The organism is Pseudomonadota bacterium (genome assembly GCA_037200975.1).
In the GTDB taxonomy this organism is placed as follows: domain Bacteria; phylum Pseudomonadota; class Gammaproteobacteria; order Steroidobacterales; family Steroidobacteraceae; genus CADEED01.
Genome location: JBBCGI010000001.1, coordinates 1,403,505 through 1,424,671 on the forward strand (window position 1 = coordinate 1,403,505; position 21,167 = coordinate 1,424,671).

Here is a 21,167-nt window from a genome sequence, read left to right on the forward strand (position 1 = left end):
GTATTCCGGCTGGGTGTCATCTCGGATAGTTGATGATGACGTTGACCCGGCGGTTTTCCTGCCGGCCTTCCGCGGTCGTGTTGTAGGCAGAACGACGCGTCTGGCCGAAGCCCTGCGCCGACAGGCGCGATCGCTCGACGCCGAAGTTTTCCACCAGATAGTTCACGACGTTCTGGGCGCGCTCCTGGGAGATCTCGAGCGCACGCTCGGGAGTCGCCTGCAGATTGCCCGTATGCCCTTCCACCGTGGCCGTGACGCGCGGATTCGCCTTGAGGAAGTCGGCTAGGTCACGCAGCTCGTCGCGATACTCCGGACGGACGCTCGCGTCCTTCGCATCGAACTCCATCGCCAAGGCCATCGTCGTGCGCGCGGGACGCACCGAAAGCCCCTCGACATCGGTCGCGCAATCGACAATGGCGCTGATACGACGGTTCGCGCGTTTGCCCTCTTCGGTGGCGTTGTCGGCGATGGGTCGCGACTCGCCGTAACCCACCGCGGACAATCGCGAGCCGCGAATGTCGAAGTTCTGCTCCAGATAGGCCACCACGGCGTCCGCGCGCCGCTGCGACAGGATCTGGTTCTTCTCGTCCGTTCCAACGCTGTCGGTGTGGCCTTCGATCTCCGCCTGGGTGTTCGGATATTTCACGAGGAATTTGCCGATGACCGCGAGCTTTTCCTTTTCCTCGCGCCGGACCTGGTGCTGGTTGATCTCGAACTGGAACTCGAGAAGGCTGCAATAACGCTCGGTCGTGATGGGCGGCGGCACGGGTGCCGGCGCGACGACCACCGGTTTTGCGACTTCAGGCGGAGGAGGAGGAAGAGGCGCCTGCACGACCGGGGGCGGCGAAGCGCCGCCAAATCTCAATAACACGCCGGCGGAGAACAGATCGACGTCGCCCCGGTTGCCGACCGAGTCGTCGATACGATAACGCTCCGCTTCCAGGCGCATACCGAAGCGCCGCGTGAAGTCGTACTGCAGTCCCACGCCGAATTTGTAGTTGGCAGCGCGCTTCTCGCTATCGGGTTCGAGCACGGTGACCAGGCCGGTGGATTCGAAGGCGCCTTCAACCTCCGAGAACGCCACGCCCGCGCGGCCGAAGGCCGAGAACTTTTCGGTGAAGGGCAGCGACAACACGGCGTCGAGATTCAATCCTCTGACTCCTAACACGCCATGCAGCGTGCCCGGCGGCGCGGTGAACGAAGTGAAGCCGAAGTCACCCAGATCGTAGTAACCGCTCTCCATGGCCCAGTACTTGTTGAACTGGTAGCCGCCAAACACCTTGAAGCCGGTGTCACGTTCGTTGTCATCCATGAAGTTGGTGGTGAAGCCCTGCTCCAGCAGGTCCGCGGCGATGCGATCCTCGTCCACGTCGGTTTCGCTGCGTCCGCCGTTGCCACCGATGTACCAGCCGGATTCGGCGGCGATGGCAAGCGGACCCGCAAGCATCGCGAGTGCCGCGAATGCCAGCATCGTAAAGCTGTTAGATGATTTCATGTCTGTGTCCGTGTGATTCTGTTGGGGGCGACGCACTTACGGGGCCGGCACGTTGATGACGGTGTTGACCACCGTGACCGAGGCGCCCAGCGACAACGCCCTGCCGTTCAGCGTGACGAGGTTGACGTTTCCCACCGTCGAGAACGAAGCACCCGCCTGGCTGATGATCGTGCCGACCATCGTTCCGCCGCCGGCGGCGTTGATGGTCGCGAAGCTGCCGACCTGCCAGAACACGTTTTTCGCCTGCGCACCGCCGGCAAGGATGATGCTCTGCGGGGCCGCCACTCCGGGGCCACCCACGGTGAGTGCCTGCGCCATCTGGAACACAAACACCGCATTCGCATCGCCCTGCGCATCGAGCGTGAGATCGCCGCCCTGAATCAGGAACGAGCCGGAGGGCGAGGTGTAAACACCCGGAGCCAACGTGAGCGCGGCGAGATTGGCGCCAGGATTGGCACCCGGCGGCAGGCCGGCCAATTGCAGGTACGCGGCCTGCGCGTCGAGCCGCGCCTGCGTGGCAACGGCGCACTTGACGGCATTCGGCGCCGCGGATGTCGGTCCCGTCGTGGAGTTGGTGCAGGTGTAGATAGTCCCGTTCACCGCACCGACATTCGCGCCGATGGACTCGGTATATATGTCGCCGCCCGTATCGTGGAAACCGGTGATCGACGAGGAGCTCGTCGCGATGGTGCCGATGTCGCCGTTGATCACCGTCATGATCCCGGAATTGGTCATGCCGGCGCTGCCACCGAACGTGCCAAAGGGCGCCGCCGTGATGAGCGGTATCGCCGCGGGCGTAGCGCAGGCCGCCGCGGCGGTGGTGAACGTCCACGTGGCGTCGGCTGCCAGCTGATTGGCCGGAATCGCGAGATCCTTCACACCGCTTGCACCACCGACGACTCTGGCCGAGTAGGTCGTGTTGAGCAGCAGTGGCGCGGCGGGAGTGAACGTTGCCACGCGACCCGTGGCGGCATCGAGACTCACGGTGGCCGCGGTGACCGGTGCGAGGCCCGGAGCCGGACCCGTGAGTGTGAATGTCGTTGCGGTGACGGTCAGCGGATCCAGGCGCAAGCCGGAGGGCACGTTGAAAGTCGCGTTCACGGTCGCGTTCGGACACACCCCGGTGGCGGCTGCCAGCGGCGCAGTAGATAGCACCGTCACATTGCCGGGAGCGGCCGCTGCCGCGGTGGTGAAGGTCCATATATAAGAGCTTGCGGCGGGCAAGGCCGCCTGATTACCCGCCAGCGCATTGCCCGCCAGGTCGGTCGCCGCTGTCGTGATGGTGGCGGTGTAAGTCGTCGCGGCGCTCAGCGGGGCGGACGGCACAAAGACCGCGGTCCGGCTGCCGGCCGAGTAACTCACCGTACCAGTGGGAGAAACGCAGGGACTGGCGCAGGTGACAGCAAAGGTGGCCGGCGCGAGCGCTTCGATCGAAGCCTCATTCATGTCCTTGGTGAATACGGCTGCCACCGATGCGTTGGTGACGGCCCCCGGCGTCGGGCCGGGCGTGGTGGTCGCCGGCGCGGTGCTCGACACACGCGGTCGATTGGTGTCCGCGGCGACACCCGCCGTGACAAAGCTAGAGCTGAAGGGTATTGCCAGCGCAAGGCCGGCGGCGCTCATGGGCGCAGTGGCCGTCACCGTATAGAGCGTGAGCGGAGCGAAGGCGGTCGCGGGCGTGAACGTGGCTACCGTGCCGCCGGCGTTGAGCGCGACGGATCCGACGGGATTGACGCAAGGCGCGGCGCAGGTCACGACAAACGTCGACCCGGCGGCCATTGGTTTGTCGAAGGTCACTGCGACGGTGCTGTTGACCGGCACCGCGATGGCATTGTTGGCGGGTGATACGGCCGTGACGACAGGTGGAGTCGGCGCGGCGCCGACGCGGCCATCGGCACCGAGAATGGAGTCCCCGGAGCATCCCGCTGCGAGAGTGGTTAGCAGCGCTGTCGCGCACCACATCATGCCGCGCGAAAGAGTTTTGAAATCGTTCATGTATGTCCCTTTACATCGGAAAAAATTGGTGCACGCCAACATTCCGGTGATCGGGTTGCCGCGCGAACGTATGCGGCGCATGTTCCGCCCGTTCGCAGGCGAGTGCTGTGCGTTACCGTACACATGGCGCACACCAGCCACTCCTTGCTACTCGCAGTTGTTAGCTAGCCACGATGATGCGCGGGCGGCACCGCGCGGGGCCCCTCATCCACCAAAACCTGTCCGTACGCAAACGAACCTGGCGGTGTGTCGGACCTGTCCTGCTATTGCGCGCTCGTCCGCGGCGCTTCTTCAGCGGGTAACTTCCAGAGCGCCGGGAGCAGCACGGTGAATTCGCTGCCGAAGGTCAATCCCGCGCTCGCGACATCGACGGAACCGCCATGCATCTCCACGAGGTCGCGCACCACCGCCAGTCCGATACCGCGTCCGCTTTCGGCGAGCGGCGCCGTTGCGTCCACCTGCACGAACAATTCGAAGATGCGTGAGAGCTCTGCCGGTGCGATGCCAATGCCCGAGTCGCGGATGCGAACGCTGGCATGTCTTTCCAGGCATTCCATCCCGAGCGATATTTCGCCCCCGTCGGGTGTGTATTTCGCGGCGTTGATCAGCAGGTTCGAGAACACTTGCTCCAGGCGCGCGGCGTCGGCGTGCACCCAAAGAGCATTCTCGGGAAGTTCGACGGCCAGGCGATGGCTGCGCCGCTCGAGGTCGGGCGTTATGGCGTCGACGGCATTGCGAAGGACGGTCCGCAGGTCCACGTAGGCCAGGCGAAGTGCTTCTTTCCGCCCGCCAAGCGGCGCCGTCTCGAGTAGATCTTCGATGTGGCGACTCATCTGCCCCACGTGACGCTCGATGAGTACCCGGGCGCGCTCGACGCCGTCGGCGCCCACCTGCAATCGCAGCAACCTGGCTGCGTTGCGCACGACCCCGAGTGAGTTGCGCAGCTCGTGCGAAATGATCGCGATTTCGTTGGCGCGCGTCTTGGCGGGGGGCGACGGAACCGTGATTCTCTGTGCGTGCACGACCACGCCGCCATCGAACGGTGACGTCACTTCATCGGATGAGCCGAGAAGTGTGCTGATCAAGAGTGACATGCTCATCTCCAATGTTTCGCGTAACGCTCCGTATCGACTCCGCGCCCGTCATCGCATTTGCCTTTCGCGGCCATCGGTCGAAACCTACACGCCTGTAAGCGGCTCCTTCCGTGCGTCTCCGCACACAGGCGATCAGCGTTGAACGGATCTGAGCGATACCGAACATAGGTGCATGAATAGCGCCTACACTCCTAACAATGAACTCCGCGCAGGATCCCCGGCAAAATCACGTTCTCGATGCCTTGCCGCAACTCGAGCGCGAGCGGCTGTTCCCGCACCTGAAGCTCGTCCCCTTGCCTCTCGGCAAGGTGGTTTACGAGTCGGGAGTCGCGCTTCGCCATATCTATTTCCCGACGAATTCAATCGTTTCGCTGCTCTATGTCATGCAAGACGGCGCTTCCGCGGAAATTGCGGTGGTCGGCAACGAGGGCGTCATCGGTGTGTCGCTTTTCATGGGCGGTGAGACGACGCCGAGCCGCGCCATCGTGCAGAGCGGCGGCTACGCGTACCGCCTTACGGGAAACCGGCTGAAGCAGGAGTTCAGCCGCCACGGTGAGCTGCTCCACATCCTGCTGCGTTACACGCAATCCTTGATTACGCAGATGTCACAAACCGCGGTGTGCAATCGTCATCACTCGCTGGATCAGCAATTGTGTCGCTGGCTGCTGCTGTCGCTCGATCGGCTGTCGGGCAATCGGCTCGACATGACGCAGGAACTCATCGCCAACATGTTGGGCGTGCGACGCGAAGGCGTCACCGAGGCGGCTGGCAAGCTGCAGAAGCTCGGTGTCATCCGTTACGCACGCGGAAAGATCACCGTGCTCGACCGCGCGCACCTCGAGCGCCTCTCCTGTGAGTGTTATGCGGTGGTCAAACGGGAATCGGATCGTCTCGAAGCGCCTCAACGTCCGTCGAGGGTGATGGTGCAGTAGACGCTTCGCACGGCAACCGGACGGTAAATTCGCTGCCGCACCCGATTCCGGCACTCGCGGCTGTCACCGTGCCGCCATGCGCCTCGATGAATTGACGCGCGAGATACAGGCCGATTCCCGGCCCCTGGTCGATGCGCCTTCCTTGTGACGATTTGGCGAACAACCCGAAGATCGTCTCCAGATCCTGCGGCGGAATACCGATGCCAGTGTCGGTCACGATGACGATGGCTTGCGTGCCCTCGCGGTGTGCGCGCACAGCTATGTGGCCCCGTCTGTCGGTGTACTTGGTCGCATTCGCGATGATGTTCAGCAAGGCCTGACTGAGGCGCAGCACATCCATCTGCAGGTAGACAGGCTCCTGCGGAGTGCTGACCGACACCGTATGACCGCGCTCGCTGGCCAGCGGCTCCGCCGATTCGGCCGCGCACTCCAGTAGATCGGACAGCGGAGCGCGTATACAGCGCATCTCCATGACACCCCGCTGCATGCGGGAGACTTCGATCAAGTCGCCGATCAGGCGATTCATGCCGTTCGCCTGTCGCTCGATGATCCCGGCCGCGCGCCGAATCGTGGCGGCATCGACAAGGTCGTGCTCGAGCAACGCAGCCGCACGGCGAATGGGTACGAGCGGGTAGCGGAGTTCGTGCGCAGCGATGGCGATGAGCTGGCTTAGGGCGCAGTCGGCTTCGACTTCAGCGGGTCCCATGAGCGTTCTCATTCCGTGACCGATGTTCCGGTCGCCGAAGCGTGCCGTCGTTCTTCCGCGCCCTCCGTGCGTTGCCGCACATAACCTGCGGCGATGCTCGTGACTCCATCGGTGACGAAGATCACCGTCAGGCGACCCTCGCCAGTCAGGATACGCCGATGAAGCGGCGGGTCGGTGCGCCAACGAACGGAATCGCCCGCAGCTTGGCAGCAAGGTGTCCGCGCCGATCATCCCGGTGTCAAAGATGGAATCTTCTTGGCGACCAACTTGCGTACACCCAGCGACAACTCGTTGCTCGCGGGGCTGCCGGCCGCAGACCGACTGCGGCTCATCGGCGATCAGGCGCCGGTCGACCTCACGTTTTCCGAAACCTTGATCGAACCCGGCGAACGCATTCGTCACGTCTATTTCCCCATCGACAGTTTTGTATCGCTGATCGCGCCTGGCGAAGGACGCGCGCAGCTCGAAATCGGTCTGGTCGGAAACGAGGGAATGTTGGGCGTGCCACTGCTGCTCGGCGTGAACGTGTCACCGCTTCGCGCGCTGGTGCAGGGTGCGGGTCGCGCGTGGCGCCTCGATGCCGCGACCTTCCAGAGTGAAATGGAGGCAAATGCAGGCCTGCGTGCCAGGTTCAGCCGCTACCTGTACGTATTCGTCGCGCAACTCATGCAGACGGCGACCTGTGCAATGTTCCACCCGGTCGAGGCACGTCTGGCACGGTGGCTGCTGATGACTCGCGACCGCGCGCACGCCGATCAATTTCATATCACGCATGAGTTTCTTGCCTACATGCTAGGCGTACGCCGCGTGGGCGTGACGAGCGCTGCCATTGCACTGCAACAGCGGAAGCTCATCCGCTACCGCCGCGGCAACATCACGGTCATCGATGTACCCGGGCTCGAGACGGCCGCCTGCGCGTGTTACGAGATCGACAAGAAGATCTACGCGCGCACCCTCCGCGGGAAAGGCGGCAAAGCCCTTGATCCGCGCAAATAGTCGACCGCGGCTCCGTCTCGACCGCCTCAAGCGGAATATCAGCGCTCCCCCAGTGCAACTCGCTCTCGCAACGCTCTGGTTTGAGGCCGTATGAGCGCTACCGTACAGAAGCGCCCCCGCGATTTGCGCAGCCTCTCGCCATGGCGCGCAAGCATCGTGTGACGGCAGCAAAGAGCGGAATCGGACAGGTGCTGCCGAAAGCCCCCACGGGCATCGATGGGTTCGACGAGATCAGTCTGGGGGGACTGCCAAGCAGGCGCACCACTCTGATCATGGGTGGCCCGGGCACGGGGAAGAGCGTATTCGCGCTGCAGACGCTGGTTGGCGCCGCCAGAAAACACCAGCAGGCCGGTATCTTCGTCGCGTTCGAAGAAAACATCGCCGCGATTTTCGCGAATGCCGCGACCTTCGACTGGGGCCTGCCCGCTCTGGCGCGCAAGCGACTGTTCTTCATGAACGCCCAACTCTCGCCTGCCTTCGTGGCGACCGGCGACTTCGATCTCGGCGGCATGCTAGCCATGCTCGAGGCAAAACAGCTGGAAATCGGCGCGCAGTGCGTGGTGTTCGATGGCATCGACGTACTGCTGTCGCTGCTGCGCACGCCGCGCGCCAGGATGCGCGAAATCTACCGCTTGCGTGACTGGCTGACACGCCGCGAGCTGACCGCCATCATCACGTCGAAGATCGGCGGCGAGGGCGCGAGCACCGACGCAACCGACTACGGTTTCATGCAGTTCATGGTGGACTGCGTCGTGCGATTCGACCGCCGCATGGAACAGGGCATTCCGGTGCGCCGCCTCGAGATCTCCAAGTATCGCGGCTCGGCTTTCGCGCCCGGCGAATTTCCGCTGAGCTTCGGTCCGCACGGCATGGAAGTGGCTTCACCCGGAGCCACCGACGTTCCGCAGGAAGTCTCCACCGAGCGTGCGTCGACGGGGTTCGTGGGACTCGATCAAATGCTGGGTGGCGGCTTGTTCCGCGGCAGCAGCACGCTGATCACCGGCGCACCCGGCACCTCGAAAACCACGCTCGCGGGGCTGTTCGCCGAAAGCGCCTGCCGGCGCGGCGAGCGAACGTTGTTCGTGAGCTTCGACGAGGGCGGCGAGCGGGTCCGGCGCAATCTCAAGTCGGTGGGCATCGATCTCGATATGCACCTGAAGTCCGGCTTGTTGCAAATGTATTCAGGCCGCACCGACACCGTGAACCCCGAAGAACACTTGCTCCGCATCGCTGCGCAGATAGCCGGGCATCGGCCGCGCTGCGTGGTCATCGATCCGTTGTCGGCCCTTTCCAGGACGGGAGCGCTGAGCTCCGCGCGCGCCATCGGCAACCGGCTCATCTACACGCTGCGTGACCGCCACGTCACGACGGTGATCACCGCGCTCGTCGACGGCGACGACCCGAAGGCGGAGTCCACCGAGCTGCAGATCTCCACGGTCGCCGACAACTGGATCCAGTTGTCGTACCTGGTGCGCGGCGGTGAACGCAATCGCGCACTCACCATCGTCAAGTCTCGTGGCACCCGGCATTCGAACCAGGTGCGCGAGCTGATCCTGACTGATACCGGCCTCGCGCTGGCGGATGTGTATTCCTCGGGCGGCGAAGTACTGATGGGCACGCTGCGGTGGGAAAAGGAAGTCGAGGAGGAGTCCCGCATGCTGATTCGGGAAGCTGAATCTGCGCAAAAGCGCCGCGAGCTGCAGTTTGCCGAGGCGGATACCGCCGCGCGCATCACCGCCCTGCAACTCGATCTCGAGAGGCACCGTGCAGCTCTCGCCCTCTACTCACGCGACGATGCGGCGCGGCACGTTTCGTCCGGCGAGCGGCAGACCGAGGTGCGCAGACTGCGCGGCGCGAACATCGCCGACAGTGCGGCGACTCCCGAACGTCGGGCGACACGCTTCGCGGCAAAGACCCGCGGAAACGGCAACGATCAGAAGCGGGCACGTCGTGGCCAGTAAGAAGAAAAAGAAGAGCCCGGCCAAAGAGGCCATGACAACGGTCGTGGTGATGCGGCTGTACATCGCCGGCCGGGCGCCTAACTCCCTCAAGGCCATCGCGAACCTCGAAGCGATCTGCCGGCGACATTTGAAAGACACCTACAAACTCGAGATTGTCGACGTCTGCGAGCATCCGCGGCGCGCGCTCGACGATGGCATCCTGGTGACCCCCAGTCTCGCGAAGTTGTCGCCGAAACCCGGCGCCAATGTCATCGGCAATCTCAGCGATACCGGCAGCGTCCTGGCCGCGCTGGGCGTGAACCTGAAGCTGGCGACATGATCGACGCTGCGGCAGCCACCGACCCGCCGCTGGCGCCAGACAGGACCGAGGCTGCATTCAGAGCCTGGCTTCGCCGGTTGGTCTCGGGCGCTGCCGAACTCGAAGCATTCGACGCGGGCGAGATCGACGCGGTCATGGATCGCGACAGCGGCTGTGCCCTGCTGCTGCCCGAAGCGCAAAATGCGCTGCACGATTCCAGCCGCATCGCACTCAGTGCATTCGACGCGTTGCCCGGCGAAGTGTGCGTCCTCGACGCAAGCGGTGTGGTCGTGATGGCTAACAAGGCGTGGCGTGTCTCCGGTGCGGCACATGCGCGCGCTGGCCTCGATGTACGGGCGGGCGAAAACATCTTCGCTGCCTGCCGCGACGCACCCGAAGGCGAGCGCATCCACGCGGATGCCGTGGCCGCGGGACTGCGCAATGTGATTGCTGGCCTGCGTCAGCCGTTGAGCGTCCGATATGTCTGTCCCTCGCCCCGCGGGGACAGTGAATTTACGCTGACCCTGGCAGCAACGTCCGCGCCGGGTCCGATGAACCTGCTGCTGAGTCGCGAATGGCACAGCGAAGGCCAGCAGGCCGGGAAGATCAGTGGAGCCATTTCGGCGAAACCGCGCCATGTCGCCAGGATCGCGCACGCTGCGGCGGAAAACCGCCTGCTGGCGGCGTTGCCCGCGAGCGACTATGCACGACTGGAAAAGGATCTCGAGCCGGTCACGATCGCATATGGAGATGTGCTCTTCGAACCGGGCGAACGCATGCGCGAGGTCTACTTCCCGGGCACGTGTCTGGTGTCGCTGCTGACCTTGGTCGAAGGGCACCGCGCACTCGAAGTCGGACTGGTCGGCCGCGAAGGAATGGTTGGCGCGCGCCTCGCGTTGGGCGCCACCAAGTCATCGGTGCGTGCCATGGTGCTGGGCGCCGGTACTGCCATGCGGATGAGCGCGGAGTGTTTTCTGCGCGAGTCTCGCCGCAGTCAAACATTGCAACGTGTGCTGCTGCGGTTCACCGACAGGCTGATGATCCAGATCAGCCAGACGGCGGCCTGCAATAGTTTCCATATCCTGGAAGCGCGCCTGGCGCGCTGGCTGCTGATGACCGCCGAACACATGGGCTCCGCGGCATTTCATCTGACGCATGGCCTCATCGCCGACATGTTGGGCGTGCGCCGCGAAGGAGTGACGGTCGCGGCAATTGCCCTGCAGCGTCGCGGGATCATTCGATATCGGCGCGGCAACATCACCATCCTCGACCGTCAGGAGTTGGAAGCGGCATGTTGTTCGTGTTACCGGCACTTGCAGCTCATGGAATGAGGCGCGCGCAACTGACTTGACGGCCCGACGGACGCGCCGCACGCTGTCGCGCAGTGACTCTCGTCCTGATCAGAAACGCCAATGTCTACGCGCCCGAACCGCTCGGAACGCAGCACCTGCTCATCGGCGGCAGTCGAATTCTCTGGATGGGCAACGAGTCGCTCGATCTCCCCGTTCCGCTGCGCGAACTGTCCACGATCATCGATGCAGCCGGTCTGCGAACGACGCCTGGCCTCATCGACGGGCACGTGCATGCGACAGGCGGCGGGGGCGAGGCGGGATTTCGCACTCGTGTTCCGCCGGTGCCGCTCTCGCGTTTCACCACGGCGGGAATCACCACGGTAGTTGGGCTGCTCGGCACCGACGATGTCGCACGCGGTCCCGCTGAACTGCTCGCGACGCTCTATGCGCTGCGTGAGGAAGGCCTCAACGCTTTTGGATACGCAGGCGGATATCACGTACCGCCTGCCACACTCACTGGCAGCGTGCGCGGCGACCTCGTTTTCGTCGAGGCGTTGATCGGCATCGGCGAAGTGGCGATCAGCGATCATCGTTCGAGCCAACCGACCTGCGACGAACTGCTGCGCATCGCCTCCGAATGCCACGTCGCCGGAGTCATGACCGGAAAGGCGGGAATCCTTCACCTGCACCTGGGCGACGGACCTCGCGGTCTGGCGTTGGTGCGGGAAGCATTAGAGAAGAGTGAGCTGCCGGCCCGAGTCTTCAATCCAACGCACGTGAACCGACGGCGGGCATTGTTCGACGAAGCGGTCGAACTCGCACGGCGCGGATCGACCGTGGACATCACGGCATTCCCCGTCGCGGCAGACGAAGATGCCTGGCCGGCTGCCGAAGCGCTCGAACGGTACCTGGCTTCTGGCGCGCCACCCGACCGGGTCACCATCAGCTCCGACGCCGGTGGCTGCCTCCCCTGCTTCGACGCGGATGGCCACGTGACTCATATGGACGTGGGTTCCGCCGGCGCTTTGCTCGCCACGGTGCGCGAAGCGCTGGCGCGCGGCCTGGCGCTCGAAGCGGTTCTGCCCGCCGTTACGTCAAACCCCGCGAAGCTGCTGCGGCTCGCGCGCAAGGGAAGAATCGCGGTCGGGCAGGATGCCGATCTTCTCCTGCTCGACGCGAATGGCGCGGCCCACACCGTGCTCGTGCGCGGCGAAATCCACGTGCGTGACGGCGCTCCGGTCCTGCGCGGCACGTTTGAATGACTCTTTCGCGCTAGACTCGGCGTCGAGGAGCACACGACCGGATGCCAAGCAAAGTCCTTGAAGGCGGAACCCGCGGCTGGATCGTTCCCATCGGCGGAGCCGAGAACAAGGAAAACGATCGCCGCGTCCTCGCGCGTTTCGTCGCGGTGTCCGGCGGCGCCGCGGCCGACATCGTGGTCATCCCGACGGCAAGCCGTCTGAATGAGACCGGGCCGCGCTACGAAAAATTGTTTCGCGAGCTCGGGGCGGCACGCGTCTCCGTGATGGACTTCGATACCCGGCGCGATTGCCAGGAACCGAATCGCCTGAGCAGGCTCGAGGAAGCGAGTGGCATCTTCTTCACCGGCGGCAACCAGCTGCGGCTGACTACCCTGCTCGGTGGCACACCCGTCGCCACGATGATCCGCAGGCGCAACGCCGCGGGCGCCACGGTCGGTGGGACCAGTGCCGGCGCCAGCATCCTGAGCGAGCACATGATCGCGTTCGGCGACGAAGGCTCGTCCGTCATCTCCGGCAGCGTGCGACTGGCTCCAGGTCTCGGGCTCACGAACCGGTTCGTGATCGATCAGCATTTCCGGCAGCGGGACCGCCTCGGGCGCCTGATCACCGCGCTGGCGTACAACCCCTTCGCGGTCGGCATCGGTCTCGATGAAGATACCGCCGTTTTCATCGGCCCCGACGAGACCCTCGAAGTCGAAGGCAGCGGGGGCGTGACGATCGTGGACGCCAAGGAGACGACCTTTTCATCGATGGACAGCGTCTCGGAAGGACAACCCGTCTGCATGCTGGGGCTCCAGGTCCACATTCTCGTCGCCGGCGCCACCTTCAACCTGCACACCCGCGTCGCGTCGGCCGATCATTTGCGACCCACGAAGCAATAAGGCATCGTCGGACCAACGACTCCACCAGAGAGCGTCGCTCCGAAATGCAAATCCTCAATCGCTGGGTCTATGTGGGCCCCTCGCAGTACGCGCATTTTCCAGTCATCCGTCTGGAGCTGGACCTGGGTGAACTCGAAGCGTGGCCAACGTCCCGGCTCGGGCTCGAATTCATAGACGGGCTCGCGGCGGCCTTGCCAGGGCTGGCCCAGCACGGTTGCTCATATCGAGTGCCCGGCGGTTTCCTCCGGCGCATGCGCGAAGATGAAGGCACCTGGGTCGGCCACGTGCTCGAGCACGTGGCGATCGAGCTGCAGAACGTCGCCGGTGAAGCGGTCACGTTCGGCAAGACCCGCGGCGCCGGCAAGCCTGGTGTCTACACCGTCGTTTACGAATACGCGCAACGCGACGAAGGCGTTGCCGCGGGCGAGCTCGGTGTACGGCTGTTGTGCTCGTTGCTGCCGGATTCGCTCAAGCCCAAGGGCTCGGTTCCCGAGGGCTGGAACTGGCCGGAGGCGCGTGATGACTTCATCCGCTTTGCGCAGCGTCGCGCACTGGGGCCGTCGACCGCGTCGCTGGTGAAGGCCGCGGAAGCACGCGGCATTCCGTGGCTGCGGCTCAACAATCAGTCGCTGGTACAGCTCGGCCACGGCAAGTATCAGCAACGCATACAGGCCACCGTCTCGGGCCGTACGCCACACATTGCCGTGGAGCTCGCGAGCGACAAGGAAGAGACCAACAAGATTCTCGCCTCGCTCGGGTTGCCGGTGCCGCAGCAGGAACTCGTGCAGACCGAGGGCCAGGCAGTGCGCGCCGCCGGGCGCATCGGCTTTCCGGTGGTGACCAAGCCCTACAACGGCAACCACGGGCGCGGCATCTCGATCCGCCTGACTACGGACGAAGAAGTGACGCTTGGCTTCAACGTCGCGAAAGAGCATTCACGATCGGTGATCGTGGAGACTTTCCTCGAAGGTGACGATCACCGGCTGCTGGTCGTCAACGGCGAGCTGGTGGCCGCGACGCGTCGCACGCCTGGGCATGTGACCGGCGACGGCGAACATACCGTCGCACAGCTCATCGACATCGTGAATCAGGATCCGCGCCGCGGCGTCGGCCACGAAAAAGTGTTGACGCGCCTCGAGCTCGATGCCCAGGCCGAGAAGATGTTGGCGCGGGTCGAACTCACGGCGCAGTCGGTACCGGCTTCCGGACAGGTGGTGTATCTGCGGTCGACGGCGAATCTATCTACCGGCGGCACGGCCACCGACGTGACCGACATCATCCATCCCGACAATCGCGACATGGCGGTGCGTGCGATCAAGGCCATCGGGCTCGATATCGGCGGCGTCGACTTCCTGTCGAAAGACATTGCCGAGAGTTACCGCGCCATCGGCGGCGGCATCTGCGAAGTCAACGCCGCACCCGGGTTCCGCATGCACGTGGCGCCGAGTGAAGGAACACCGCGCGATGTCGCCGCGCCGGTGATCGACATGTTGTTCCCGCCCGGCGCGCCGGCGCGCGTGCCGATCGCGGCGGTCACCGGCACCAACGGCAAAACCACCACGGCGCGCATGCTGGCGCACGTGACCAAGATGGCGGGCTACACGCCCGGCCTCACTACCACCGACGGTGTCTACATCGACGGGCAACGCACGGTGCAGGGAGACATGACGGGGCCAGTGTCCGCGCAGATGGTGCTCGCGGATCCGCAGATCGACATCGCGGTGCTGGAAACGGCGCGCGGCGGGCTGCTGCGGGCGGGCATGGGCGTGCAGGAAGTCAACGTCGGTGCGGTGCTGAACATCGCGTCGGATCACCTGGGTCTGCAGGGCATCGACACTCTCGAGCAGCTCGCCGAGATCAAGCGCGTCGTGATCGAAGTGGCGACCGACTGCGCCGTGCTCAATGCGGACGATCCGCTGGTATTGAAGATGTCCGGTCACACCGAAGCGAAGAGCATCTGCTACGTGACGATGAATCCGCAGCACGGCCTGGTGCGCGAACACATTCGCGCCGGCGGACGCGCGTGCGCGCTCGAGGCGGGCGTCAACGGGCAGATGATCACGCTCTACGACAAGGGCAGTCACATTCCGCTGTTGTGGACTCACCTGATACCCGCGACGCTCGAAGGCCGCGCGGTGCACAACGTGCAGAACGCCATGTTTGCCGCCGCGATGGCGTTCTCGTTCGGCATCAAACTAGACGCGATTCGCCAGGGCCTGCGCACATTCGACACGACTTTCTTCCAGGCGCCGGGCCGCATGAACGTGTTCAACGAACATCCGTTCAAGGTGCTGCTCGACTACGGTCACAACGCGCACGCGGTGGGAACCATGGCGGAGCTGGCGCAGCGGCTCGATGTCACCGGCCGGCGCATCGTGGTGCTGGCCGGTCCCGGCGACCGTCGCGACGAAGACTTGCACGCGATCGCAAAGGCGGTGGCCGGACGGTTCGATCGTTACATCTGTCGCCGCGACGACAATCTTCGCAAGCGCGCGAGCGATGAGGTGCCGAAGATCATGGCGGGCGCGCTGCTGGCGGCGGGCGTGGCCCAGGATGCCGTGTCGATCATTCCGGACGAACAGGAAGCGATCGACTCGGCGCTCAAGATGGCGCAACCCGGGGACCTGCTGCTGGTATTCGCCGACGCACTCACGCGCTCGTGGAAGCAGATCACGAAGTTTCGTCCCGCGGGCGCTCCCGAGGTGCCGGTCCGCGTCGCGGCCTCGCCTCCTCCGATTCTCGCCGCGTCGCCTGTAGAAGCAGCTCCGTTCTCGAGTCTCGAAGGGCTGTTGCGCGACGAACGTGGCATCCGCGTCGCGCCGGAAGTCGACGACTGAACGTGTCAGTCGACCTGCCTTTCGAGGACTCGCGGCGCCTGACGGGCAGTAACCTGTTCTTCGATTCGCCCGGAGCCGTGCTCGAGACATTGGGTGTAGCCGTCGACGACGCGCTGCTGGCAGGCTGGCGCAGCCGCGTTGAGCGTGCCCGGTCGTGGTTGCAATGGCCCGGGCGTGCACCGAAAGTTCTAACTACACCGGACACGCGCGCATCACCGCTGCGCCCGCGAGCTGCGGAACGCGCGAGATCGATCGCGGTCCGGCGGCACGCGGCCGGCACTGCCTTGGCGCTCGCGGCGCCCGTGGACCAGCTTTTTACCGCGACTGAAATCAACGAATGGGCTTTCTGTGCAGCGCTCTTCGAGGCCGATCCCGGGCGGTGGAACCAGCTCGAAGGCGCTCTCATCGCGGCCGCGCGGGCCGCGGCCGCAAGCGCCGGCGAATCTGCCGAACCTGGAACACGACCGCCGATGCCAGTGACGTTCGCTGTCGCGTTGCCCGCGCTGGACGAGCCGGCGGCGTTCAGTCGTTTCATGACGCTGTCGAAGATCGAGTCCGCGCCGCGACTGCGCAATCTCGTGGCCGCAGCCGATGAGCGCGGTCTGCTGCATATCCTGGATGACGACTACCTCACCCTGGGATCCGGTGCCGGCGGCCGAACGTGGCCAGTCGATGCGCTGCCGGAAGTGAGCGAAGTGGCGTGGGCGGGTCTGCACGATGTGCCGGCGGCCATTGTCACGGGCTCCAACGGCAAGACGACGACCGTGAGGTTGTTAGCCGCCTGCATCCGCGCGCACGGCTGGCGCGACGGGTACAACTGCACGGATGGACTGTTCATTGAGGGCGAACCAATCGAGAGCGGAGATTACTCCGGCCCCGTGGGAACGCGCACGGTAATGCGCGATCCGCGCGTACAAGCTGCCATCCTCGAAACCGCGCGCGGCGGCATTCTGCGACGCGGGCTTGCAGCGGAGCGCGCGCCGGTCGCGGTCATCACGAACATCAGTTCCGACCACTTCGGCGAGTACGGCGTCCACGATCTGGCGGGCCTCGCCGACGTCAAACTGGTCGTGGCAAGCGTGGTCGACGACGACGGACTGCTCGTGCTCAATGCCGACGATCCCATCTTGCTGACCCGCGCCGAGGAGCTCGATTGTCCGATCGGGTGGTTCTCGCGCGACTATCACCACCCGACCCTGCGCGCACACCGCGCGCGCAGAGGCGCGACCAGCGGCGTCCGCGACGGCCGGCTCATCGTCAGCAGAAACATGGCTGAACAGGATCTGGGTGCGATCGCCGCGATGCCACTGACGGTCGGGGGCAGCGCTGAATACAACGTGTCCAACATTGCGGGCGCCGCGCTGGCGGCGTTGGAGCTCGGTGTGCCGTCCGCGACGGTCGCCGCGGTGCTGGCCCGATTCGGCGCTGATCCCGCAGACAATCCGGGCCGGCTCATGCGCTACGACTATCGAGGGGCGCAGGTGCTCATCGACTACGCGCACAACCCCGAGGGGTTGAGTGGCCTGCTGAGCGTTGCAGCCCGGCTGCCGCGAACCGGACGACTCGCGGTGTTGTTAGGCCAGGCCGGCAACCGTGAAGACGCCGACATCGAGCGACTCGCGGCGATGGCCGCGCGCTTCCAGCCCGATTTCGTCGTGATCAAGGAGATCGAGGCCTTCCTGCGCGGGCGCGCGCCCGGTGAAACTCCGGCGCTCATCAGGGCGGCGCTGCTGCAGGCTGGTGTGGCCGACGCGGCGTTGGAGATGTGTTCGAGCGAGATCGGCGCGGTCAGGCGCATGCTCGAGTGGGCGCAGGCAGGCGACGTGCTGGTGATGCCCGTGCACGAACGCCTGGTTCGTGCTGAAGCCATCGCGCTCGTCGCGCAAACGCACGCCGCTGGCGATTGACCAGGCGGCGATGACGGATTGATTGTCCGCGGATCCGGCGCGCGCTCGGCCGCCCCTTGCATATCGCTCTTTCCCGCGTATACTGAACTACATGGTTCAGTATAGCCCGGCTCACTTCAACGCCTCGTTCGCCGCACTTTCGGACGCCACGCGACGCGGCGTTCTGGAACAACTAGGCCGCGCGGACGCTTCCATCACGGACCTTGCCGACAAATTCCACATGACCCTCACGGGCATGAAGAAACATGTCGGCGTCCTGGAGCAGGCGGGGCTCGTCACCACGGAGAAGGTCGGGCGCGTGCGGACCTGCAAGCTCGGCGCGTGCCGGCTCGAGGAAGAAGCGGCATGGATCGAGAGATATCACCAGCTCTGGGCCGCCCGCTTCGACGAGCTGGACCGGGTAGTCGAGGAACTGAAACGGCAGGAGAAGGTAGATGGACGCAAAAAGCGAAAGTGAGCCCGCCACCATGAAGAACCACACGAAAGTGGAACGGAAGTCCGACCGTGAGATGGTCGTCACGCGAACCTTCAACGGCCCGGCGCGCCTCGTATTCGAGGCGTGGACCACACCCAAGCTGTTCAGGCAGTGGTGGGTGCCGAAGTCGATGGGAATGTCGCTGCTTTCCTGCGAAATGGATGTTCGTGTCGGGGGCAAATACCGTCTGGTGTTCGCACACGGGGACTCACAGGCGGCGTTTTTCGGCACCTACAAGGAAGTAGTGCCGCAATCGCGCCTGGTCTGGACCAACGAGGAAAGTGACGAGGGTTCCGTCACGACGGTGACCTTCGCGGAAAAAGACGGGAAGACGTTGCTGGTCATGAGCGAGCTTTATCCCTCGAAGGAAGCTCTCGACGCCGCCGGCACCGGCGCGACGGATGCGATGGGAGAAACGTTCGGGCAGCTGGACGAGCTGCTGGTTACTCTGGGCGCGAGCGCGGGAAAGTCGTGAAGTCATCCAGCGGATACAGCGGCCGCGTGACCCGGGTGAAGGGAATCTTTTTCATGTTGGCCGTCGTGGGCCCCGGCGTATCGGCAACGAGGATGCGCGCGGCCCACGGACCATACGAATGACGGAATCCGCCCGGCGACTTCACGAACACCAGGCTCGCGGCCGCCAGCTCCAGGCCCTGCGACAGGTACATCGCCACATCCCATTCGAAGGACGGCAGGCTGCGCACCAGAATCCGGATCGCGCCGAGCGCGAGCACCGCGGTTTTGCCCATGCTGATTTGCATGGGCTGGTCCTGCATTAGATAGTCACCGTCCGACACGTGTTCGACGGTCGCGGTAATCGTGACCGGTGTGCCATCGCGCGTGGAGTGCCTGTGCCCGAGTCCGAGCGTGATCCTGGCACCCACGCCGGCCGCGTGAGCGCCCAGTGCGGCGGGCGCATCGCACAGAGTCAGATATACCAGACGTTCGCCGCGATCCGCGCCTGCCGCCAGCAGCGCGCGCAACACCGCGGCGCTGTCCGCGGCAGCTCCGCCGCTCGGCGTGTCGCCGGAGTCGCTGACGACTGTCAGGCCGTCGGAAGTTAGGCCGATCCGGATCGCCTCCTCGAGAGTAGTCAGGTCCGGATCGAACATCGCCCGCAGGTTCCAGGCCCGCTGCGCCAGATCGTTGGCGACGAGATCCGCCGCCGCCCGGTCGCCGTCCGTGCAGACCAGCGCTGCGAAGCCCAAGTCCGGCACGTCGATCCACGGCTGCACGGGAAAAAGCGACGCGTGCAAAACCTTGCCTTCGCTCTCCGCCTGGCGGGCGGCCGCAACCACACTCGTCAACGCGCCATCGCTGGTGCGGGCGCACGCGGCACTCACGACCATCGGGCACTTCGCCAGCGCCATCACCGGCCGGCGTTTTCCAGCCAGCACATCGAGCATGAGGCGCGCGGCGCGTTGCCCCGTTTCGTAGATATCCGTGTGCGGATAGTTCCGATAACCGATGTGGAAGCAATTCGGCTGCAGCATCTGCGCGGTGATGTGTGCATGCAGATCGAACGTGATGCCGATGGGCACCTGCGGCGGCAGAATTCGACGCAGCCGCGAAATGATCTCGGCGTCGCCACCGATCAGGCTGCCTTCGACCATCAGCGCGCCATGCAACGCCAGCAGCAATCCGTCCACCGGCAGGACCGATCGGAGCCTGCCTTCCAGCTCCGCAACGAGTGATTCGAAGGCATCCCGGGTGAGCGATCCTCCGGCGTAGGCTCCCGCGGCGATCAGTGGCACCGGCGTTGCGCCCGCCTCTTCCAGCACGGACAGGAATCCGTGGATTTCGTTGCGCATGGGCGCGAACTGCGCCGAAAACACCTCGTCGCCGCGCCGGAAGAAATATTGCTCGAAGGTTTCCACCGTCGTCGCCAACGGGGAGAACGAGTTGGACTCCTGCATTAGCAGGCCCACCGCGATCCGGGGACTCATGCGCGGTCGAGCAGCGACGCGCCGGTCTGCGCGTCGAATAGTTTGATGCCTTCGAGGTTGACGTGCACGTTCCCGCGCCAACCGGCGCCGACGCTGGTATCCCGCGATTCGAGGCCCACCAGCTTCTGCGAGTGCTCGAGCGCGTAGTGAACGATGGCGCCGTGCCCGAGATGCTCCACGAGTTCCACCGTCGCGGGTACGGCGATGGAGTTCTGGAACGGTTTCAGCTGGATTTCTTCGGGCCGCAGGCCGAGCTGCACCGCGCCTGTCGCCGGCGGGGAACGCACGCCGGGCACGTGCGACAGCGGCAGCACCAGGGACCCGGCGCGCACCGCCGGCCCCGGGCCGATCTCGCCCGCGAAGAGGTTCATCTGCGGACTGCCGATGAAGCGCGCCACGAAGGCATTGGCCGGATGCCGGTAGATCTCGAGCGGCGCGCCCTGTTGCTGGACCTTGCCGTCCTGCAATACGACGATGCGGTCGCTGAGCGTCATCGCTTCGACCTGGTCGTGCGTGACGAAGAGGATGGTAGTGCCCAGTCTTGCGAACAGCAGCTTCAGCTCCGCGCGCATCTTCACGCGCAAGGCCGCGTCGATGTTGGAGAGCGGTTCGTCCAGCAGGCAGACCGAGGGCGAACGGATGATCGACCGCCCGATCGCAACGCGTTGCCGCTGCCCGCCGGACAACTCGGCGGGCTTGCGCTGCAGGAGCTGTCCGAGCTCGATGGTCTCCGCCACGTCCCGCACGCGCCGGTCGATTTCCGCGCGCGAATATCCGCCCCGCACGCGCAGCGGAAATGCCAGGTTCTGGGCCACGGTCATGTGCGGATACAACGCATAACTCTGGAACACCATGGCGATGTTGCGCTCGCGCACGTGCAGGTCCGTGACATCGCGATCGCCGATGAACACCCGGCCCGAGGAGGGCCGCTCGAGCCCCGCCACTATATTAAGGAGTGTGCTCTTGCCGCATCCGCTCGGCCCCAGCAGCGTGACGAATTCATGCGGCGCGACGGTCAGCGAAACGGTCTCGATGACCTGCTGCGCGCCGAATGTCTTGCTGATTGCTTCGAGGCGGATGCCTGCCATGT

The 21,167-nt window shown here is 64.9% G+C and carries 17 protein-coding genes; 11 read left to right on the forward strand and 6 right to left on the reverse strand.

Going from position 1 to position 21,167, the window contains the following annotated elements:
* Nucleotides 1-16: 16 nt before the first annotated feature.
* The 3 genes from WDO72_06310 to WDO72_06320 form a co-directional block, all read right to left on the reverse strand.
* Entirely contained in the window at nt 17-1,495 is a 1,479-nt protein-coding gene (locus tag WDO72_06310; GenBank protein ID MEJ0085274.1) for an OmpA family protein, read from the reverse strand.
* Nucleotides 1,496-1,531: 36 nt separating this feature from the next.
* On the reverse strand, nt 1,532-3,490 hold the full coding sequence (locus WDO72_06315; GenBank protein MEJ0085275.1) for an ice-binding family protein: 1,959 nt from the start codon (nt 3,488-3,490) through the stop codon (nt 1,532-1,534).
* 263 nt (nt 3,491-3,753) lie between these two features.
* On the reverse strand, nt 3,754-4,584 hold the full coding sequence (locus tag WDO72_06320) for a HAMP domain-containing sensor histidine kinase (GenBank protein MEJ0085276.1): 831 nt from the start codon (nt 4,582-4,584) through the stop codon (nt 3,754-3,756).
* A 197-nt stretch (nt 4,585-4,781) separates the two neighbouring features.
* On the opposite strand from WDO72_06320, the gene WDO72_06325 reads away from it, so the two are divergent.
* Complete coding sequence (locus tag WDO72_06325; GenBank protein MEJ0085277.1) at nt 4,782-5,516, forward strand: Crp/Fnr family transcriptional regulator; 735 nt, start codon at nt 4,782-4,784, stop codon at nt 5,514-5,516.
* On the opposite strand, the gene WDO72_06330 is transcribed toward WDO72_06325, so the two are convergent.
* On the reverse strand, nt 5,455-6,222 hold the full coding sequence (locus WDO72_06330) for a HAMP domain-containing sensor histidine kinase (GenBank protein MEJ0085278.1): 768 nt from the start codon (nt 6,220-6,222) through the stop codon (nt 5,455-5,457). The genes WDO72_06325 and WDO72_06330 overlap by 62 nt on opposite strands.
* A gap of 267 nt (nt 6,223-6,489) precedes the next feature.
* On the opposite strand from WDO72_06330, the gene WDO72_06335 reads away from it, so the two are divergent.
* From WDO72_06335 to WDO72_06380, 10 genes are all read left to right on the forward strand, one after another.
* Complete coding sequence (locus WDO72_06335) at nt 6,490-7,218, forward strand: Crp/Fnr family transcriptional regulator (GenBank protein ID MEJ0085279.1); 729 nt, start codon at nt 6,490-6,492, stop codon at nt 7,216-7,218.
* 140 nt (nt 7,219-7,358) lie between these two features.
* Nucleotides 7,359-9,179 (forward strand): circadian clock protein KaiC, encoded by a 1,821-nt coding sequence (gene kaiC / locus WDO72_06340; GenBank protein ID MEJ0085280.1) that lies wholly within the window; start codon nt 7,359-7,361, stop codon nt 9,177-9,179.
* Nucleotides 9,169-9,498 carry a circadian clock KaiB family protein gene (locus tag WDO72_06345; GenBank protein MEJ0085281.1) on the forward strand — a complete coding sequence of 110 codons (330 nt, stop codon included), beginning with the start codon at nt 9,169-9,171 and terminating at the stop codon, nt 9,496-9,498. The genes kaiC and WDO72_06345 overlap by 11 nt, the downstream gene beginning before the upstream one ends.
* Nucleotides 9,495-10,808 carry a Crp/Fnr family transcriptional regulator gene (locus tag WDO72_06350; protein ID MEJ0085282.1) on the forward strand — a complete coding sequence of 438 codons (1,314 nt, stop codon included), beginning with the start codon at nt 9,495-9,497 and terminating at the stop codon, nt 10,806-10,808. Before WDO72_06345 ends, WDO72_06350 begins: the two co-directional genes overlap by 4 nt.
* A gap of 53 nt (nt 10,809-10,861) precedes the next feature.
* On the forward strand, nt 10,862-12,031 hold the full coding sequence (gene iadA / locus WDO72_06355; GenBank protein ID MEJ0085283.1) for a beta-aspartyl-peptidase: 1,170 nt from the start codon (nt 10,862-10,864) through the stop codon (nt 12,029-12,031).
* A gap of 41 nt (nt 12,032-12,072) precedes the next feature.
* Nucleotides 12,073-12,912, forward strand: a complete 840-nt coding sequence (locus tag WDO72_06360) for a cyanophycinase (protein MEJ0085284.1) — start codon at nt 12,073-12,075, stop codon at nt 12,910-12,912.
* Nucleotides 12,913-12,956: 44 nt separating this feature from the next.
* Nucleotides 12,957-15,749, forward strand: coding sequence for a cyanophycin synthetase (cphA, locus tag WDO72_06365; protein MEJ0085285.1), 2,793 nt, complete (start codon nt 12,957-12,959; stop codon nt 15,747-15,749).
* Between the two features lie 2 nt (nt 15,750-15,751).
* Nucleotides 15,752-17,656: a Mur ligase family protein gene (locus tag WDO72_06370; protein ID MEJ0085286.1), complete on the forward strand. Its 1,905-nt coding sequence runs from the start codon at nt 15,752-15,754 to the stop codon at nt 17,654-17,656.
* 91 nt (nt 17,657-17,747) lie between these two features.
* Complete coding sequence (locus WDO72_06375) at nt 17,748-18,113, forward strand: metalloregulator ArsR/SmtB family transcription factor (protein MEJ0085287.1); 366 nt, start codon at nt 17,748-17,750, stop codon at nt 18,111-18,113.
* Complete coding sequence (locus WDO72_06380) at nt 18,091-18,606, forward strand: SRPBCC family protein (GenBank protein ID MEJ0085288.1); 516 nt, start codon at nt 18,091-18,093, stop codon at nt 18,604-18,606. Before WDO72_06375 ends, WDO72_06380 begins: the two co-directional genes overlap by 23 nt.
* Here WDO72_06380 and WDO72_06385 read toward each other — a convergent pair.
* Nucleotides 18,575-20,077, reverse strand: a complete 1,503-nt coding sequence (locus WDO72_06385) for a M81 family metallopeptidase (GenBank protein ID MEJ0085289.1) — start codon at nt 20,075-20,077, stop codon at nt 18,575-18,577. The genes WDO72_06380 and WDO72_06385 overlap by 32 nt on opposite strands.
* Nucleotides 20,074-21,165 carry an ABC transporter ATP-binding protein gene (locus tag WDO72_06390; protein ID MEJ0085290.1) on the reverse strand — a complete coding sequence of 364 codons (1,092 nt, stop codon included), beginning with the start codon at nt 21,163-21,165 and terminating at the stop codon, nt 20,074-20,076. The genes WDO72_06385 and WDO72_06390 overlap by 4 nt, the downstream gene beginning before the upstream one ends.
* Nucleotides 21,166-21,167 lie beyond the last annotated feature (2 nt).